The organism is Proteus sp. NMG38-2 (assembly GCF_020640995.1).
GTDB lineage: Bacteria > Pseudomonadota > Gammaproteobacteria > Enterobacterales > Enterobacteriaceae > Proteus.
The window spans coordinates 137,829-156,196 of the sequence record NZ_CP085482.1; the positions used below are offsets into that span (position 1 = coordinate 137,829).

Sequence of the window (18,368 nt, forward strand, 5' to 3'; positions counted from 1 at the left end):
GAGATGGCCGAATAACTCGGCCTATGATGTAACTGCTAAATTATTCCGCCAGTTCCAAAAGCAGTTCACGGCGGTGCTTCTGCCAGGCGTCTGTACGTTCAGATAGGCGAGCGTAGTGGCCTTCGCTTTCACGTTGGATCCGTTTAATCTCGCGCGCGGCACCGCCGATGGTGTTTGAAATGTGCTCCAATGTTGACTCATCATACACCGGGCGATGTCCTTCCCGTGCAATTCGGATGGAGCTCTCGCTGACCAAGTCTGCCTGGTGTCTCGCCTGCGCATTAACGACATCGCCCACTGCCTGAACCAGCTTTGAACGGTTGTTACTTTGTGTGGCCTGATCCACCAGCAAGTGAGCGCGTTTGGCAGATGGGAGTGTTACACGCTTGATGGTTTCAAACTGGTCAAGCATGTTGAGGTTATTTCGCTGCATCATTCGGATCATGGTCAAATCCTCAAAGCATTTCTGCTGCGTCATGATGATATCTACTTTGCGTTTTTTCAGTACGGCCAGCTGGTGGTCGATATTACTGACTTCCAAAGCAAGCAAATTGTTTTCTGGGTCGCTCTTCAATGCCTTGCGGCGCTGTTTCAGGGTGGCTTCAATATGCTCTATCGCGAAACCTGCGGCCACAATATTAATGCCCGACTCATGCACTTCGGCCAGCACTTCCTCATACAAAATGTCGAGGTTATTGTTGTGACCAATGAGATCAGTCGAGATGCTGGTGATGTCTTCCGTCAGTAAGCTGACTTGGTTTTTAACGTTGTCAAAACGGTCATTCGCCCGATGAGCGAGTCGAAGTGCGCGCGTCGCGTAGTACCCGAGCACTGGGATTTTCAGTAACAGCTGCTGCACCTTGCCAGGCTGTACAGACGTACTGATATCGCGAGCAAGTTCAACGATTTCATTCAGCCGCTTGCCGTCCTTGCCTTGGTTATAGACATGAACGTTTTCCAACAGCTTATCCAGATAGGCACCATCGGGTGATTTGCTGCGGCCAAAGTTATGTGCGCTCCTTGGATCGCCCAGCACAAGGGTGTTTGCGACGGCAGCGACCTGATCGCGCTGAGCTGGGGTGACGGCAAACTTTTCAGACTCTTTGTTCAAAATAATCTGATCAGCGGTGACAGTGATTGTGTTGGTCATATCAGCTACCCTTTTTAACGTTATCGTTGAGTTTGTTTACCAACGTTCGAAAACGCTGTTCGACTTGCGGATCTATCTCGATATTGGCCGCTCCACTTCGCAGTTGTTTTATTTGGTGATGCCAGATAGGGATTGCACTTTTCACAACCGCATCCAGAAGGTCTACCTCTGTTGCGGCAGAGTGCAGCAACATCCCTACCTGAACCTTATTCATTTCTGAAGAGGCTTTGGTGACTTCCAGATTAAGGATGCGTTGAGCTAAGCGGGTCAGTCCGTACTCCAACTGATCTGATAGCCCCTCCCCACTTTCACGATATTGGGCTATAAATGCCCGGCCTTCTTGGATGTAAGCGTCCAAAGCTTCAATGTCACGCGTATAGATTTGCTCAAGCGCCAACAAGATATGCACGCCTTTTTGCGCCTGCTCCAGTATCAATGGGGCTTGTGCCACCAGCCGATCGACACGACGACAATTCATGGTGAACTCAATCATGCGTGTTTCTTTTGACCCCGTCAGGGCATCCCAGATGCGGGACAGGAATCCCGTCTTGCGCTTGAAGTACACCGCAGGGTCACAAGCCTCAAGGTGCTTTACCAAGAGTGCGCTTGTTTCGCTGATTTTCGTATCTTCAGATCCCGATTTCATGGCTTCTTCCAGCGTCATTTTGTTACCGTTGAAATCAAGGATGTCATCGGAATGGGACAGTAATTTGGGACCAAAGCTAACAACGCCTATCGCGTCATTGACGAACGCGGGTAATTGCCGAGCAATCAGGCTGGTGGACATGCGCACTCCTAAAGAACAATAGAATCTACCTTCAAGCTATCACGACAAATTTGCTGACAAAGAAAATGAGGTCAATTTTTATCAGTAATAAGCCCCCTTTTTTTCGTCTTCGTTTTGTCGATGAAAAAACTCAGTCACCGGTTAGGTGTTCGGTATCCTGTCCGCATCCATAAACAGGAGGAAGCTATGCTCCGATTCGTACCATTGATGATCTTGACTGGCCGCCTACGGCTCAACCGCGTATTCACGTTACTGACTGACGGTGCTGTTTCTGTTGCCTTTTGGTTCTGTTTATCGGGGGAATTAACTTGGATTGTCCCAGTCGGTTTGCTGGCTCTTTTCTTACTGGTTTTTGCGGTGATCGGGTATCGCTGTTATTACCTGCCGGTAAAAACGAATCGGGTAATCCGTGTACGCTTTAGTCGTGATGACCAATTCGTCAACTTGTCCCTCATAATCATGGAAGGAGGCGAAGAAATAGAGTATCCATTGGCCGTAAAAATGGCGCAAGGTAGCGCATATCACTTCTACCTGTTGTCAATTTACATACGCCTGGCTGATTCACTCACTCGTTACGCGCGTTCTTTGAAGGCGGTGCATTCATGAATGGGCTCGGTATTTTATTTGTCGGGCTGGTGGCAGTTTTGGGCCGAGATGTCATCAAACGCCGAAAACCGCAACCCTGGCTTGTGATCGCCCTTGCCTTGTCCGTGACGTTGTTTGTCAGTGATCGGTGGATAGGCTCAATCTACAGCGTCCCTACGGGCTCCATGCAGCCCACCTATAAAGTAGGTGACTATGTTACGGCGGTCAGGCTGGGGGGATTGCTGGACGATGGCCGATTAATGCGCGGCGATGTAGCTGTGTTCAAGGCTCCTTCAGTACCTCGCACGCTTTATACAAAGCGCATTATCGGCATTCCCGGTGATGTGGTTGAATTTGACACAGACAAAACGTATCGAGTCAATGGTAGGGTACTGGGGCAAAAAACCGAAGAAAAAGGTGGTTTCCTTGTGTTCTCGGCCTGTGATGAGCGCACTGGTAAACCGTACAGATTTGTGATCGATACACACGCTGCTTATGTACCAACAAAAGGTCGCTGGGTTATTCCTGAAGGCTATTACTTTATGGCCGGGGACAACCGTGATCACTCATGGGATAGTCGTTACTGGGAAAACCCACCTGGCACACCAAAGCCTTTGCGAGGATTGGTCCCGCATGACCGGATTCATGCCCGTGTCATACACACATTGTTCAATTTTAATCCGTTCAACAATTACGATGCGCTCGACGTACAAATGGCAGTGATCCGCCAAGGTGCAGATGGTGCGCGAAAATGATGATTGAAATCTTCTACCAGACAAAATCACCTGAAATGGTGGCTGAATTCGCTCGTGCCGTAGAAGCCTACAATGAGTGGAGAGCTCAGACTCTGGCTGTCTGTGAACGGCTTGGGTTCATCAACTTTTCAGGACCAGACTTCTGCGTACCTGAATATTTTTTCCGCTCACGTTATGAACACATCCAAAAAGTGACCGGCTTTAAGTTGGCCGGGGATGATTCCCTTTTGGCTGAGACTGATCACATTCCCTATGCCTTGCGTCATGACAACCCTGCTGGTGAGGCTGTCTCTCGTGAGCTAATGCAATTAGCTGTAAATGCTTTGACTGCGCTAGGTGTTGATTGTGCGCTATACGGTGAGCCTGGTGCAATGGGATATCAACGCGCTATCTGCATGATGCTGGGCATTAATCAGCGCGTCACGGCAGGGGCTGTCATTGGTTTTTCCCAAATATGGGCAATATCTGACGAGCAAGGAAACTTCTCTCTCGTTTGCTCCATTCCCGTGAATGCCCGTGAAGATACCATGACCTATGAACTACCGGATATGCCTGAAGGCTGGGAGGATATATCGGCTCAGCAGGTAATCCACTTATTCAATAACCACAATTCCATCGTCATGAAGGAGTAATGCAATGAAATATCTGTCAGTTTTGATGGTTCTAATCCTTGGGGGGTGCGCTAACGTCGGGCCGGGAAAGCCGATGCCTGTGACACCTCTGTCAGCCCCAGCGCAACAGAAAGCGCCGAGCAAAGAGGTGACGACGGATCCAGTGACGGAGCTGGATGCACTACAAGTCTTATTTAACGAAGGGCTCGCTGAGGATGCTCAGTATGAAAGCGCCCGATTTATTGAGGGGAGCAACCAAACCATGATTATCGCGTCTGTCCTAAATGTCCCCTGCCAAATGGTTTTTCGGTTTGTTGAAGCAACGAACGGGGATTTTTGGATCCCCAACCAAATCGCATGCGATAACCAGGATGCTATGGCTGGGTACGTGCCTGCGGCCGAAACTGGAGTGATTTCGTCAGCGGATCTGCCGATGATAAACTCGGCACATTCAAATGACTAAGCTACTTTGTTGAGGTTTATATGGTTTTGCGTGTGGTGAACTACGTTTTAATGTTAATGATAGCTGGTGTTTATGCCCTGGCTGTATATGCCAGTAAGAATGAGGCCGAGCTCTTCCACATTATCGGTGTTGGAAACATGGCTTTGTTCTGTGCCGCTGTATTTTTGCTGGCCCGCAAAGAAATTTACTACATCTGGGCAACGTATGTCTTATCACTAGTGGTTTACTATGCTGTCATTTCACCATACCTACCTCTCATCCCTGAAATTGTCGTTTACGGCACGCCATCCGTAGTGGGGTTGATTGCCGTTTACGACATCGTGATTCTAAATTCCAATGAGCTGTCGGTGAGGGCCAAGGCTCGCCGGGCTTGGCCTAAAAAACGAAAATAGGTGCAGTAAATGTCGAAAGGAAAGAAACGTCAGGTTACACCCGAAAAGGCAATGCGGATCCGCTTCTATGGTATGTCGGGCCTGATTATAGTGCTCAATACGATTTTTGCGGGGAGCTCGAAAATTCAGCTGATTTCCTTTCTGCTGACGTTGTCCATTTTCCTGTTTTTCACGTTCTCTGGGCGGGTTGTTGTCGGAACGTGGTTCAGAAAAGAAAATTGGCGCACTTTAAATGCCCCTCAGACCACATTGCTATTTCGTGTCTATATCGGGCTTCCAATCGCGGCAATCACGGTCCTTCTCTATGCTTATGGGTATCAAGGTGCCATCAGCCAGGCGATTGTCGATGTGTTGTTCCCGCCCGGTGAGAAGGTTGAAGACAAAATGGTCTCTGTCATGAACCTGCTCCATGCCAAACTACCGCTGCTAGTGGGTGCTTTCCTTTTCTATATCGGCTTGTGTTTCTTTGTTGGGACGGTCGTTAAATATCTTCAGTTATCGGCTTCAGGGCGTGCGCTTGGCAAGCTAAAAGGAGTCGTCAATGCACGTCAGGTCTTAGAGCGAATGACGTGGGATCAGTTCGAAAAAGTGGTTTGCAAGTTCTTCGAAACTAAAGGCTATCGCGCCCGTGTTACTCAGGCTGGCGCTGACGGTGGTGTGGATGTTGAGCTTCAGGGTTTCGGCCACCGGGAAATGGTGCAATGCAAACACTGGAAAACAAACCGTGTCGGTGTTGCTATTGTCCGCGAAATTTACGGTGTGGTGCTCGCAGACGGCTTTCACCGTGGATTCATTATTACGTCAGGCCTGTTTACCGATGAAGCATGGAAGTTCGCTCAACGCGAAAATGTGAAAGGAAAGGTTATTTTACTCGACGGTACACAACTGATCGAAATGATTAAAGGGAATGGAGAGTTAGAACAGAATCCCCCTAAGTCCCAAGCAACCACTCAATCCATTGATGCGAAAGAGCCGTTGTGCCCGGTATGCGGCGGAAAGATGGTTCTTCGAAAATCTGGCAAGTCAGCATTCTTTGGTTGCTCCCTATTCCCAGACTGTCGTGGTACCCGCGAACTGTAGTCGTTCACCTTTTCTTTCATGGAGCGCCGTTTAGTCGGCGTTCTTTTTTTATATCCACTCCATCTGAAAAGGGAAGCAAAACGCAGACCTTTTCGCCCTTCTGAATTTCGGCAGCGGAAGCAATGCCGTTATAATCACCAAGCAATCCAACCAGGCAGTGAGGGTAACACTGTTGGTCATGGGCTCCGTTCTGCGGGGTTTGTTAAATAGGCTGAACTGCGACGGGGTAAACATAACGAACGTTGCAGTGATCGGTAATGTGCATGAATGAATTTGAGGGGAAATAGATGACTGAGAAACGCGGCACTGGCGCTGAATACGGTCAGGAAATTTTGCGTGAACGCTCTGCGGAAGCGGACACGCCTGAACCAACGAAGAAAGTATCGAAGAAGACGGTGCTTTCCGTGATCGTAGCGGCCATTATCGCAGGGGGTGCGATGACGGCTGTTATTTTAACGAGCGATAAAACTCCGGCTGAGAAAGTCGAAGCTATGTCGGTTAATATCGGTAACGACGGTGTTGCGCTGACTGATAAAGTCAAAGAGGACATTGAGAACAGCGGCACTCAAGCTCATGAGTCTGAACTGACTAATGCCGAAGCCGTAACAACTGATAGCAAAAACGAGCCGCAAACGCCCGCGTTGGAAATTGCCGAACTGAAGAAGAACAGTTTGCCTGAAACTAAAACTCCGGTTGAAGCCGAAGTGGTTGAGCCTGTTATGCCTACGGCAGAAATCCTTCCGGCTGAAGATGTCGTTAAGGCAGAGCAATCTGCTCCAATTGCGGCCAGCAATGAGCGGGAGTATGACCCGGCCAAGTTTGGGATCGCTGAGGAAAATTCACCTGAAGCCGACGTTTCCCCTTCACTGGGCGGTGACGTAAAAGCGGCCCCAGTGGCTGAAGAGCAAGCGAAGGCTGAACTGCCAGCGCCTGAGCCAGTACCAACTCCTGTACCAACTCAGGCGGCTGAGCCTGCACCAGCAGGCTCACCAGAACCTATCCGACCGGAGCGCGTTGAGCTCCCCGCTACTAATCAGTTCGCTCAACCTATGACGATGACGGGTTCGGATCTGAACTACACAGGTTCGGCGTTGAAAGTTGAGTATAAAGCTCAACAACAGGATACCGTTTATCTCTACAGCACGTTTGCTGCCAAAATCTTCCTGCTACCAACGGATAAGGGTGAGAACATAAGTGCCTACCTGTCAGACGAGAAAGGTTGGCAACTGAAATTGCTGCCTGGCGGTATTCTCCGTGTCCAGCGCAGTGAAAATAAGGCCTCCTGGTCGCAAGCAACGGATCTGTTTATCGTTGCAGGCAAGCGAACCTATTCACTGATTCTCCAAGGTGTTGGTGAGCCGGGCCAGCGGACTGACTCCCTTCGTTACATTTCGGCGGAGCCTGAACAAAAGCCGAAATCAAAAAAGTAAGATCAATGGGACAGGCGTATCCTTGATACGCCTTTTTTATCGGAGTAAATATGATAAGCCCTCTTATTGATGGAATCCGTCTCATTGCGACAAGCTACTGTATCAGCATTCCTCACGCCGAATGGACACCACAACATTCATACCTAGTTTGTCGTGCGCTTCTTCAGCGGGGTGTTTTCGGTGGTAAGGCAATGTTGGGAACTCGGCTAACGCGACATAAAGAGGCGGTTAACGATGGTGATCACGGCGTTTTTTCAATATCTCATACGCAGTATGGCTGGTTAGTCCTGGAGGATGGCACCATTCTTGACCCGGTTGGTTGCCTGCAAAATACCGATGACAGTGGTGAGCCACAGTACCGTATTGAGTATGATTCGGCCTGCTATATTGACGGCATCGACCCTATGACCTGCGATCGAAGTGAGTTACCAAAGCACTTCAGTGAAGATGAAATTTATCGAGTTAAGCGCGGCGTAATGCGTGAGATTTGTTCCCGCGCGCTGGGCTATACGTTGCAGGTTGAAGGCTTAACAATGGCAGAGGTGGTGTTTCTTCTGAATCAGCCGCTAAGTGTGTTTGGTGGGCACTCCCGCATGCTCTATGAGCACTTTATGGGGTTGGGTCTGAGTCGTGTGATGCCTATTTCCAAGGTGAATGTCATCAACCCTACCCTGGCGAAAAAGCTATGGGAGGTGTTCTTTGTCGATACTAACGAGAGCGAGCTCACCGCCATTTTGCGTTGAACAAAAAAACCACTCGATATATAGAGTGGTTTTCAGTTCGCTAACTTGACACTTCCAACTTAATAGCTCATCTCCGGCTCGGTCCCGCCTGCCCAACGGCGTTCCCAATGCTCCAGATAAACCTCAGCCACTTCTGGTAAATTATACAACACGATCGCATTTTCACTGTTTCGCTTATTCGCACTATCGCTGTAGTTGAAAGATCCAGTTTCCACCGTTTGCCGGTCAACCACGATGAACTTGTCGTGCATGATGGCATATCGCCCGTTGGTTCGGATTGGGATCTTAGCCAGTCTTACCGTATTCATCGCTGATATAGAGTGCTTGCTCTTATTGCCTTTCTCATCCACCACAATCTTGACATCAATACCACGCTTCTTTGCTGCCACCAGCTCTTTCACGATATCTCTCGATGTAAAGGAATATGCGGCCAGGCGGAGCTCTGACTTTGCCGAGCGGATAGCATTGATGATCGCCTTCTGGGCTGACCCTTCTGGCGAGAAGCCAATTACGATTTGCGTTTGGTGGTTTATCTGCGCGCCTTTCTGTGCGCGTGGAGGGATTTGTTCGCTTTGTTCTTGGCTACTACCCAGACCGTTAAGCAGATCGTCAAATTTAAACGCGAATGCGTTTTGGGCTGATAACGAGAGAGTGAAAGCCAAGGAACTGACCAAAAGCTTTTTCTTGAGATCCATGAGTCACCATTTTAGAAGTTTGTAATTGCACTAACCATTACAACACAGGGAAAACAAGCAACAAAACGTTTAGCCATGCGATTTGTTCACCTTTTTTCTACATGCAGAAAACTCAATAAATCAGATTTTTATCCATTACATCTAACCATTTCCCTTTTTGCATCAAAAAGTCACCTTATTTCTCATGTTTCAAGGTATTTCTGTCAGGCTTTTTTAATGAATCAGGTATTCGGTATCTGTATATTTATCTGCGTTCCCTGCTGAAACCCGTTAAATAGTCAGGTGAACATCCAAAAACTGAAATTTAACTCAAGAAAGGATGTTAACGATGAAAACTATCTCCGCCCGTAACCTGAAATCTGTTCTGGCTGCTTCCGCTGTTCTGGCTCTGGGCGTGACCGCCGTTTACGCGAAAGGTACCGAGCAAACTGGTTTTAGCGAAGTGTGGGCCACAATCACTTCCTACATGCAGGGTTCTCTGGGCCGCGTGCTGGTGGGTCTGATCGTCATCGTCGGCGTTGCTGCTGCGGTTGTTCGCCAGTCCCTGATGACCTTCGCGGTCGCTGTTGGTGCGGCCATCGGCCTGTACTACGCGCCGGATATCATCAACGGCATGATGACTTCCACCAGCGCCGTAACGACCGCCCTGCCAGCTGGCATCTAATTCAGCGGCTACGGCCAGCATCAAGAAAACCCGACTTCGGTCGGGTTTTTGCTTTGTAGCGCAAATTACAGCGAGCTTTGTAGGTCTGCGACAAATGGCTTAATATCACGTTCAAACACTTCAGAAATGACTTCTGATACTGCTTTTACCCTAGCGAGTTCAGCGGCATCTTTATGTACGACTTTCCACACTTCATATTTTTTCTTTCTGGCCTTATCCGGCCATATTCGAATTAACTCAGGATACCGTTGCTCTTGGTAGCATGGCAGTTCCCCTAAAGCCATTCCCGAACGCACAAAGGTTGTGAGTAAGAAGCTTGATGTCAGCCTGGCTACAACCCGCGCATCTCGGCGAGATTCACCTACCATCGTATCAGGTACAGGGCTGCTGAATTTATTGTCGTATAAAGCGATATCATGGTTAGCAAGGTGCTGGCCGAGTTCTGGTGGGCCAAACTTATCAAGGTATGTCTGGGTTGCGTATAGGCCGACATCCCAGCTCCCTAGCCTTTTAGCAATTAGATCTGGTGCCGCAGGTCTTTGGATTCGCACGGCAATTTCAGCTTCACCACGCGACATATCTGCCATCTGTGCGCCAAGTTTCATGGTGACATTAATATTGGGGTAGCGATCTCTCAATATCTTAACTGCTGACATTAGGAATTCGACTGCAAGCCTGTCTGTAGTAGCTATTGATACGTCACCGGAGAATTCACCATTAGATCCTTCACTCAAGCGCAGAAAGGAAACAGAGTTACGCTCCATTTCCTGGGCGATACCTAACACTCTTTCTGCCACTTCAGTAGGAACTAATCCATCTGGCGTGCGGTAAAACAGTTTAGCACCGAGTTGTTTTTCTAAATTTGTTAGCCTTCGACTTACCGTGGTCTGATCCATCGACAAACGAATCGATGCCCCCCTCAAGGAATTGGTTCGAAAAGCAGCAAGGAAAACTTTGACGTCGTCCCATCCCGATAAATACATGCATCCTCCCCATGCAAAATTGCAGCCTAGGATTGTATTTTTGCAATTTACTTTTTTGAAGTAAACAAAAAGGGAGGCGCATTAAAAATGCAACCTCCCTTTTTGGTCTGAAATGCTGGTGATTAGATAATTTGACCAACCCACAAAAAATACCACAAAGAAGCATAGCCAAGCACCCAGGCCCCTACTAAAGCACGAAATCGGCGCTGATATGCACTACGTGTTTTATGCTTGAACATCTGCTGGGCGATGATGCAACCCGGCCAACCACCGAGAAAGGCCAGCGCATCAAGCGTTAATTCCTCTACTCGCGGGCCTCTCTCGATAGCCTGTTGCTTGTCCTTACGATACACGTAAATCGAAATGAGGCTCCAGGCAATCATCCACAGCACCGAGTATGCGTAAAACATCATTTATTCCTCTCATCAATATTCGTGGAGAGATAATCCCGAAGGTTTGTCATCGCAAGCGTAGTGCGATCTTCCACTTCCTCAGCTGTATCAAAGAACTTCGCCAGTTTACGATTGGCCTTTCTTAGTGCTTTTGTTGCTATATCCTGCTGCACCAGAAACGCCTCACTGCGCTGCTCATCCAGACTTTGAATGGTTAGTTCGTTTAACTGCATTGTGGCATCCTGCACGGCCTTTTGCAGTTGCTTTTTCTTTTGTGCCTGCCGGTCAGACTCACGAAGGGCGCGCGTGCTCTTCATATACAGCGTGCGTAACGTTTTAACAAGGCTATCTGGGCTAATGGGCTCGCTATTTAAGGGTTCTTCATCGGGATTCTTCATGCACTTATGGCCTGTTGTTGTGGGGATTTCTAAACCGGTAACCACTACCGAGTTTTACGATAATACCTCCCCAAATTTATCGTCTCTATGAGACACCGAATGAATCCACTAGTCAGCCTTTTTTGTCCCCGATCCGCTCTCCTTTTTTGTGCCAACTCGGTTGTATAAATCGTACCATTTATGTCCATTTCAACCGACAGGAAGGCTCATGGCAGCAACTGACGAGCAACAGAGGATTATCGACTACAAGGCTGAGCCCGGATCGATGGTTTGCGTGCAGGCCTATGCAGGCTCGGGCAAAACATTCACACTAAAGGTCTATGCCGACACGCATAAAGACAAGAAGATGCTTTACTTGGTCTTCAATAAGTCTATCCGTGAAGAGGCGGAGAAAAAATTCCCTAAAAACGTGGAGTGCAAAACCTCTCATGCGCTGGCCGCTGCACGCTTTAAGCATTATCGCCATAAAACAAAGTTGAATATTCAGGTTAAAGAGTACCGCGATCTGATGGAGGAAGAGGATTGGCGCGTGGTCAAACTGGCTATCAATGGCCTTTCACACTTTATGAACTCAGCTGACTATGAAATTAACACGACCCACGTATTAAAAGATCTCGGCAACATTGACAAAATCCCACCTTCACGCGTGGATTCGGCATTGCGCGCAGCGCGTCGGATCTGGAAGCAACAAATCGATCAGGAATCTGACGTGCCTTGCACGAATAACACGTTACTGAAGCTTTATCAGATGTCTAACCCTGCATTGGATTCGGTCTATGACATTATCCTGTTCGATGAAGCTCAGGACGCCAACCCCGTGACACTCGATATTGTGCTCAATAACAAGTGTGCGAAGTTATTTGTCGGCGATAAGCATCAAATGATTAACCGCTGGCGTGGTGCAGAGAATGCGCTGGACGTTGTTGAAGAAAAAGGCGCGTCAGTCCTCAGGCTGACAAAGTCTTTCCGCTTTGGCCCAATGGTTGCAGCTCTTGCCAATGTGGTCTTATCCATGATTGGCGAAACCCACCCACTTGTAGGGTTGGGTAAGCTGGATGAAGTTTGTCAGCCTCATGAAATCGCCGAACATGGCTTCCATGCTGTTATCTCACGAACGTACATGGGAGTCATTTCTTCTGCCTATGAGGCTATCCTGATGGGGAAGCGTGTCATGTGGAATGGTGGTATCGGTAAGTACAATCTGGGGGAGTTGCTTGATCTTCACGCCATGAAAACAAGTAACTATGAAGCTATTAAAAACCCTCGGGTGCTGACAGATTACGGTAACTGGGCCAACTTCCAGGAGATTGCCGAAACGACCAAAGACACGAACATGATGCGGGCTATCAGGTTGATGGAAAACTACGTTGATATCCCCGGCATGGTCGATACGATGCGCCTGAATGAGGCTCGTACCCACAAAGATGCTGATCTTATTATCACCACGGCTCACACATCCAAGGGCATGGAATGGGATAACGTTATCCTCAATGATGATTACCCAAGCATTATTGAAGCTTTGATGATGAAGAAATCGAAACAAAGCATTATTGATGAGATGAACCTGCTTTATGTCGCGATTACCCGCACACAGAGCCGCATCAACATTAATGGCTCAATGATGGAGCTGCTGGAACAATATAACCATAGGCGAGAACGAAACGAATCCATCATTATCGTGTAAAGAAAAGGCCCGTAATGGGCCTTTATTCAATAAGACTAAGGTCTTGATCGGATGATATCTTTTCTGCCTTCACTATTGGTTTTATTAATATCTATCTCTGGGAATTTATTTTTTAAATTCTCTATTAAAGAAGCCAATTCCATTTGCAATGACATTGAAAGCGAGCCAATAACATCCCAAGCCATCTGAGCATCGCTGCTTTCGTACCTTTTTCTCCCTGGAAATATATAATCAAGTCCATTCTGGTGATGATCATAAAAAAACTGACCAGCTTCAACTAATTGACTCCAGTTTTCATAAATATTGTTCAGTATTTTGAAAGTTGTAGTGTCATACAAATAAAATGCACTTGACTTGAATATCGCTCTAAATGATTCCCAGCAGGTTGAGCCATCAAAATACATTATGTTAGGCAATGCCTCAAAATAATAATCAAGTATATTTGTATCGAGATAATTCATTAAACCGGTCAGGGTATTAATATCACTCTGGCGCTTGATTTTTTCTGTTATGGCTGGGTCAGATTCATTAGGGTATGCAGGGTTATTAGAGGTGATCAATTCAATGGCGAATATAAGTAACTTTTCTAGGTTTTTCTTTCCGTCATCTCTATTCGAATTATATAGTGAAACCCTCTGCTTATTGATGTCAAATGGTAGGTCTTTGGGGCCATGCCCTTCGCTACTATTCAACAAAGTAATTATTCGCCCCCAACCTATTTTTGCAACTGCAAAACCCAGTTCAAACATAACGTTAGGATTTGGAAATTCATTTTTAGGTGTCCCATTTTGAGGTATCACTGTCACATCGCTAATCACGATTTGTGATGCCGATATTTTAGCCAATATAGTTGCTAAAATGTCAGGACTTCCTGATGAGTAATCCGTGGCTTGATCCCATTCATATATGAATGTTGATTGTTTTTCATTCAGATGCGTCACTGCTTTTGTTAAAGCATCACGAATATAGAACCTATTTTTGCGTTCGTCATAGCTTGATTGCCAAGAATAGAAAATCTTGACTTTTTCCTTTTCGCCTTCCATTCATTCCACTTATAATTAATGTTTTAATGACTAATTATATCAACATTTAAGACGATTTGAGACGGAAGATTTTAATAACCTTTAGAATAAATCAATGGCTTTTCTGGGATACTCAATGAACATTAAAAAATGCCCGGCGAAACCGGGCATCAACATTTATTTTTTGGCCTGTGCCGGTGCGGGAGCTTTCTCTAAACCACCTTTCACCATTCGCTCAATGACGTCAACGAAGCCTGCGAATGGTCTCGCGCCGACAATGCTTTCACGTTCACCGGTTTTGTTGTCGATCACGATGGTAGTTGGCGTCCCGTTTACGCCGTCTTTGGTACCGGCATCCATATCACGCTTGATGCGCTGGATGATTTTCGGATCCTGCATACAGGTGTCAAACGCTGCTTTATCCAGCTCAAACAATGCAGGGATGCCTGCGCTGTCTTCAAAGCCTTTGCCATTGCCCTGCGTGTGCTCAAACCAGTAGTTGGTCGCACCCCAGAAGCCTTTCGGTCCTTTTTGCTCTGCCACGCACTCTGCTGTCATTGCCGCTTTGGTTGCCATTGGCTCATGAAAAGCCAGGTTGAAGTGACGCCATTCCCAGTTCACCGCGCCATTATTGGCCGTATCGACCAGATATTTCGGCGTCTTATGGAACTGCTTACAGAACGGACATTCCAGGTCTTCATAATTCACCAGCGTGAATCGTGCGTCCGGATTACCGTAGATGTAGCGCCCGTCTTTGTTGACACTGACCTGTTCCCAGCCTTTGTATAGTTCAGCGCGTTTCTCTGCCAGCTTATCTTCCTCCAAACCGGCTAACGCAGCTTGTACCGCCGACTTAACATCACCGTTAGCACCAACGCCACCACCACCGGATTTAGCCAACTGCGCAAAGTGCCCCTCAACACTTGCGGATATGCTTTTGCTAAAGTTTTCGACTTCAACCACCTGCGATTGAAGCGCGTTAAGTTTGGTCTTGATGGCGCTCGTTTGCACGGCAGTGTAAAGACTTGCGCCCATTGACACAGCAATCATCACGCCAATTGCAATTGGCCCAACGACTTGAATTTTATTGACTTGCTTGGACATTATTTTCTTACCCCACTTAAGAATTAATTAGTCACTTAAAATTTGGTGAACTGGTTATCGACATACATCTTGAGTCGATACTGACGCAGTTCTTCCGGTTCGCCACGGGTCAGCACGTCAATTTCATGCTGGCTCAGACGGTAACCTGGTGTAGAGCAATAACGCTCTTTAATTTGCAGGTACTCGCCACGTTTGGCAGTTTGCTTATTGTTCGGCAGCATGAACGAATTTTCATCGCAGAACCTGGGTGACTGAGTAAATGTCCCGCGCGGGCCGTTAGCATAGGCACTGCTGGATACACTGGTCAGTAAAATCTGGGTGTCCAGATCGTGTGCAACATACCGCTTACCCGTTTGGTCATGAACGGCATATGGGCTCACAAGCGTATGCTCATAGCCTGGGTGGCGCAGTGCAGCACCGCCACGTTCAGTGCTGTAGTAAGACTCTGAAAACTCATAGCCTTCAGGGTAAGTCGCCTTGACCACCGTCACCTGCGTTTCATCAACATAGGTGCGTTCAGGGGCCTTTGGTTCATCCGCTGCACACCCGGTCAAGGTGGCTATGACTAAGGTTGCCAACAATGGCAATGCGAAACGTTTACGGGTTTTCATCACTTCTTCTCCGGTTAGAAAGCACAGACATTATCCTTTTTTTTAAAATTGCCAGTTACCGTTTTAGCCGACAAAACGATGGCCTTTTCGTTCCTGCACACCCCCAGTCATGGGTTATCGTACTTGCACTACAACGGAGAGCTTTAAATGCTGAAGATCATCAAAACGCTGTTTGGCAAAAAAAATGAGGAACAGAGCGAGATTAACATCCCCCTGGAGACCCTCGAAGAAATCGACTCTATGCGCGACGGTGTGGATTCAATGGTTGTACGGGGTGACATTTTGCGCTACCCGCCTGCCGAAATTGGTTTTCCAGCACTGATACCGGGAAGCTACATTCTGCGTGAAAAGCAGACCGATATGATCCAGGCCATTAAACGCGAACTGAATATCCGAGATAGCGAATTTGAGCAGCTGATGATGCCGATGCTTGATAGCTTTGCGAACTTCGTGCAGCTGTTCCCTGCATCGGAACACCACCACCACCGAGCGCAGAGTGGACTGATGCGCCATTCTCTTGAAGTATGTTTCCAGAGCATCCGTAAAGCCAAAAACATTGAATTCGATTCGATGGAAATGCCCGTGGTGAAATCCAGCCGCATGTTGGCCTGGCGTCTTGCGATTGCGACAGCGGGCCTTCTGCATGACATTGGCAAGCCGTTTACCGATTACGAAGTCTGGGACAAATCCGGCACCTATCACTGGCCTCCGGGGCGCACCCCGATCCATGAATGGGCAAAAGCCAATAAAATTGAACGTTACTTCCTCGTTTGGAAGAGCTCGCGCCACCAGCAGCACCACTCCAGCACCACCGCCATGATGATGATGATCATGCCGCAAATCCTGCATGAGTTCCTGCTGAGCGAAGGCAACGACATCTATAACGAGCTGACTCGGGCAATGGCCGTGAGTACCGTTCGCCTGGATGCCACTGAAGAAAACGCCCCTGAAATGAAAAACAAGATCCTTAAAATTGTGAAGGAATCTGACGTTATTTCTGTCCGCCACGACCTGCAACGCTACGGCGGTGATGCGGTACGTGCAACGCAATCGGGTGTGCCTGCGGTCCAACGCATCGTAGATGCCATGCGCCACCTACTTAAGAAAGGAGTGTGGCAACCCAACAAACCCGGCAACCCGATTTGGGTCACCACCTATGGCGTGTTTATCGTTTGGGGTACTGCGGTCAAAGACATCACCAACACCGTGAAGAAGTCCGGTGCAGTGATCCCGCAGTCGGCCAACAGTCTGGCTGATCTGATGATGAGCTACAAATTGTGCATTCCGAACGTAAATAAAAACGAAGATACCGCATATTGGCGAATTGCCCCACACATCATGAATGACCGCGATTCGCGTAACAGTAAAGAGCCGAAAGTAGCGCTGAGTTGCCTGCGTCTAATCTCTCCGGACGTTCTGTTTGTGGACACAATGGAGCCGCTGCCTATTTCCTCCCGTATCCGAATTGAGAGCGAATGGCGTGAATTCCAGACCAGTAAAGGGAAAAACATCCCTGTGCTGAAAGAAAGTCGTCCTTTCGTGGGGAATAAAGAGCCGCGTGAAAACAGCATTCCGGCTGACGTCGATCCTGAAATCCTGAAAGGTGGCACTCTGCTGCCGGATGAGAATGACAATCCGCTGGATAATATGTTTGGAGCCTCGAATCCGGTGACCTCTGATAACGCCCACGAGCTACTGCATCACTTGAATCTTCTGTCTGATGCTGACTACGAAAAAGTGAATGCCCGTCAGGACGCGAAAGCCAAAGCACAAGCGGAATTGGCTAATCAAAAACCAGGGGTAGCATTCCAGACTCCAATTGAACAAAGTCAGCCTGTTAAAACCTCTTCGCCCGAAGCAAAAATAGCCAAAGTTGGGCCACAACAACGGAGCCTGAAAGACGTTTTGAGCAAGCAAGATACCTCTGCCGAAATGCCCCCTCCAATCATGTCGGAGCCAGAGCATTATCAGGAGCCAGAGTTTGACCGTGAAACCTTATCTTTGTGGGAGACTCTCAAAAACCACGCTGTCGCTGATGGGTATCAAAATGACGAACAGAATCTGGTTGAGAAAAAACCGGCTATCGACCCTATGTCTGATGCAAGAGCAAAAATCCAACGCGTACAGGACGAAGTGGACAATGGGAATTTTACGCCAGTGACCCCGGAAAATGATTTTGGCTACAACAAGAATAACGAGGTGGCATTTGGTACCGAACAACTGACTGCACTGCACCAAGACCAAAGCCCATTGTTCCGCAATGCCTCAGATCTTGCCAAGGACAAACTCGCGTCCTACGTGGCCGCGAATCAGTCTGCCCTTTTCCATGAAAGCGGCCACTGCTGCATCATCCTGGAGAACGGGGTTGAGGACTCACTCTTCGAACCGATGCGGGATGCAGATTGGATCTGGTATCCGTTTATGGAGGCTCCTTGCGAGTATTACACCCATCGTTCGCAAATGTGTTTCTACTTGCGTAAAGAGCTCAATACTGACATCGACCAGCTTTCAGGTCACCGTTATCGTGCCAGCCTAAGTCCGTTTGACCTGACCGACATCAGTGTGGATATGACCGAAGTCTATCGCGCCATTGCCACCAAAGGGGCAAATAAAACTGCGTTCAATGGCGACCCAGTGATCGCCTTGTCCTCGCTGCAAAAACGCCGTATTGCACAAGATCTGAACATCAACGCAAATCAGTTCCAACAGGTACTGATCGATAATTTCGACTACGTGACCCGTACTGGTGTCGATTACATCCTCGTTAACAGCAATATTCAAAATTTCATGGTGAATGATAATGAGTGAGTGGAGTTATA

General features: G+C 47.9%; 20 protein-coding genes. 11 read left to right on the forward strand and 9 right to left on the reverse strand.

Annotation, left to right across the window (positions count from 1 at the left end; translation table 11 throughout):
• Positions 1–40: 40 nt before the first annotated feature.
• Both LG402_RS21425 and LG402_RS21430 read right to left on the reverse strand, forming a co-directional pair.
• Positions 41–1,150 (reverse strand): toxic anion resistance protein, encoded by a 1,110-nt coding sequence (locus tag LG402_RS21425; protein ID WP_042847288.1) that lies wholly within the window; start codon positions 1,148–1,150, stop codon positions 41–43.
• 1 nt (position 1,151) lies between these two features.
• Positions 1,152–1,937, reverse strand: a complete 786-nt coding sequence (locus LG402_RS21430; protein WP_042847286.1) for a hypothetical protein — start codon at positions 1,935–1,937, stop codon at positions 1,152–1,154.
• Positions 1,938–2,123: 186 nt separating this feature from the next.
• Between LG402_RS21430 and LG402_RS21435 the strand changes: the two genes are divergently transcribed.
• From LG402_RS21435 to LG402_RS21470, 8 genes are all read left to right on the forward strand, one after another.
• Positions 2,124–2,543, forward strand: coding sequence for a hypothetical protein (locus LG402_RS21435; protein ID WP_042847283.1), 420 nt, complete (start codon positions 2,124–2,126; stop codon positions 2,541–2,543).
• The gene (gene lepB, locus LG402_RS21440) at positions 2,540–3,277 is read left to right on the forward strand and encodes a signal peptidase I (protein ID WP_052219387.1); all 738 of its coding nucleotides are present in this window, start codon (positions 2,540–2,542) and stop codon (positions 3,275–3,277) included. The genes LG402_RS21435 and lepB overlap by 4 nt, the downstream gene beginning before the upstream one ends.
• Positions 3,274–3,909: a hypothetical protein gene (locus LG402_RS21445; protein ID WP_042847282.1), complete on the forward strand. Its 636-nt coding sequence runs from the start codon at positions 3,274–3,276 to the stop codon at positions 3,907–3,909. The genes lepB and LG402_RS21445 overlap by 4 nt, the downstream gene beginning before the upstream one ends.
• Positions 3,910–3,913: 4 nt before the next feature.
• A complete protein-coding gene (locus LG402_RS21450) occupies positions 3,914–4,351 on the forward strand; it encodes a hypothetical protein (protein WP_042847279.1) in 438 nt (145 codons plus the stop codon).
• A gap of 20 nt (positions 4,352–4,371) precedes the next feature.
• A complete protein-coding gene (locus LG402_RS21455; protein WP_042847277.1) occupies positions 4,372–4,743 on the forward strand; it encodes a hypothetical protein in 372 nt (123 codons plus the stop codon).
• Positions 4,744–4,752: 9 nt separating this feature from the next.
• On the forward strand, positions 4,753–5,823 hold the full coding sequence (locus tag LG402_RS21460) for a restriction endonuclease (protein ID WP_052219386.1): 1,071 nt from the start codon (positions 4,753–4,755) through the stop codon (positions 5,821–5,823).
• A 287-nt stretch (positions 5,824–6,110) separates the two neighbouring features.
• Positions 6,111–7,253, forward strand: coding sequence for a hypothetical protein (locus LG402_RS21465; RefSeq protein ID WP_042847275.1), 1,143 nt, complete (start codon positions 6,111–6,113; stop codon positions 7,251–7,253).
• 50 nt (positions 7,254–7,303) lie between these two features.
• A complete protein-coding gene (locus LG402_RS21470) occupies positions 7,304–7,996 on the forward strand; it encodes a hypothetical protein (RefSeq protein ID WP_052219385.1) in 693 nt (230 codons plus the stop codon).
• A gap of 59 nt (positions 7,997–8,055) precedes the next feature.
• On the opposite strand, the gene LG402_RS21475 is transcribed toward LG402_RS21470, so the two are convergent.
• Complete coding sequence (locus LG402_RS21475; protein ID WP_080750914.1) at positions 8,056–8,691, reverse strand: phospholipase D family protein; 636 nt, start codon at positions 8,689–8,691, stop codon at positions 8,056–8,058.
• A 328-nt stretch (positions 8,692–9,019) separates the two neighbouring features.
• Here LG402_RS21475 and traA point away from each other — a divergent pair, with 328 nt between their 5' ends.
• On the forward strand, positions 9,020–9,355 hold the full coding sequence (traA, locus tag LG402_RS21480; protein ID WP_042847274.1) for a TraA family conjugative transfer protein: 336 nt from the start codon (positions 9,020–9,022) through the stop codon (positions 9,353–9,355).
• Positions 9,356–9,420: 65 nt separating this feature from the next.
• Here the strand turns inward: traA and LG402_RS21485 are convergent, their stop codons facing one another.
• From LG402_RS21485 to LG402_RS21495, 3 genes are all read right to left on the reverse strand, one after another.
• Positions 9,421–10,338 (reverse strand): LysR family transcriptional regulator, encoded by a 918-nt coding sequence (locus tag LG402_RS21485; RefSeq protein WP_042847272.1) that lies wholly within the window; start codon positions 10,336–10,338, stop codon positions 9,421–9,423.
• A gap of 122 nt (positions 10,339–10,460) precedes the next feature.
• On the reverse strand, positions 10,461–10,751 hold the full coding sequence (locus LG402_RS21490) for a DUF1294 domain-containing protein (RefSeq protein ID WP_226617172.1): 291 nt from the start codon (positions 10,749–10,751) through the stop codon (positions 10,461–10,463).
• Positions 10,748–11,128 (reverse strand): hypothetical protein, encoded by a 381-nt coding sequence (locus LG402_RS21495; RefSeq protein WP_042847269.1) that lies wholly within the window; start codon positions 11,126–11,128, stop codon positions 10,748–10,750. Before LG402_RS21495 ends, LG402_RS21490 begins: the two co-directional genes overlap by 4 nt.
• Before the next feature lie 208 nt (positions 11,129–11,336).
• Between LG402_RS21495 and LG402_RS21500 the strand changes: the two genes are divergently transcribed.
• On the forward strand, positions 11,337–12,812 hold the full coding sequence (locus tag LG402_RS21500) for a 3'-5' exonuclease (RefSeq protein WP_042847267.1): 1,476 nt from the start codon (positions 11,337–11,339) through the stop codon (positions 12,810–12,812).
• A gap of 35 nt (positions 12,813–12,847) precedes the next feature.
• Here LG402_RS21500 and LG402_RS21505 read toward each other — a convergent pair whose 3' ends face one another.
• The 3 genes from LG402_RS21505 to LG402_RS21515 all read right to left on the reverse strand — a co-directional run bounded on the left by LG402_RS21505 (position 12,848) and on the right by LG402_RS21515 (position 15,549).
• The gene (locus LG402_RS21505; protein WP_052219384.1) at positions 12,848–13,855 is read right to left on the reverse strand and encodes a hypothetical protein; all 1,008 of its coding nucleotides are present in this window, start codon (positions 13,853–13,855) and stop codon (positions 12,848–12,850) included.
• Between the two features lie 156 nt (positions 13,856–14,011).
• Entirely contained in the window at positions 14,012–14,938 is a 927-nt protein-coding gene (locus LG402_RS21510) for a thioredoxin domain-containing protein (RefSeq protein ID WP_052219383.1), read from the reverse strand.
• A gap of 35 nt (positions 14,939–14,973) precedes the next feature.
• Positions 14,974–15,549 carry a hypothetical protein gene (locus LG402_RS21515; RefSeq protein WP_042847265.1) on the reverse strand — a complete coding sequence of 192 codons (576 nt, stop codon included), beginning with the start codon at positions 15,547–15,549 and terminating at the stop codon, positions 14,974–14,976.
• Positions 15,550–15,696: 147 nt separating this feature from the next.
• Between LG402_RS21515 and mobH the strand changes: the two genes are divergently transcribed.
• Positions 15,697–18,357, forward strand: coding sequence for a MobH family relaxase (mobH, locus tag LG402_RS21520; protein ID WP_191901256.1), 2,661 nt, complete (start codon positions 15,697–15,699; stop codon positions 18,355–18,357).
• The last annotated feature ends 11 nt before the right edge of the window (positions 18,358–18,368 follow it).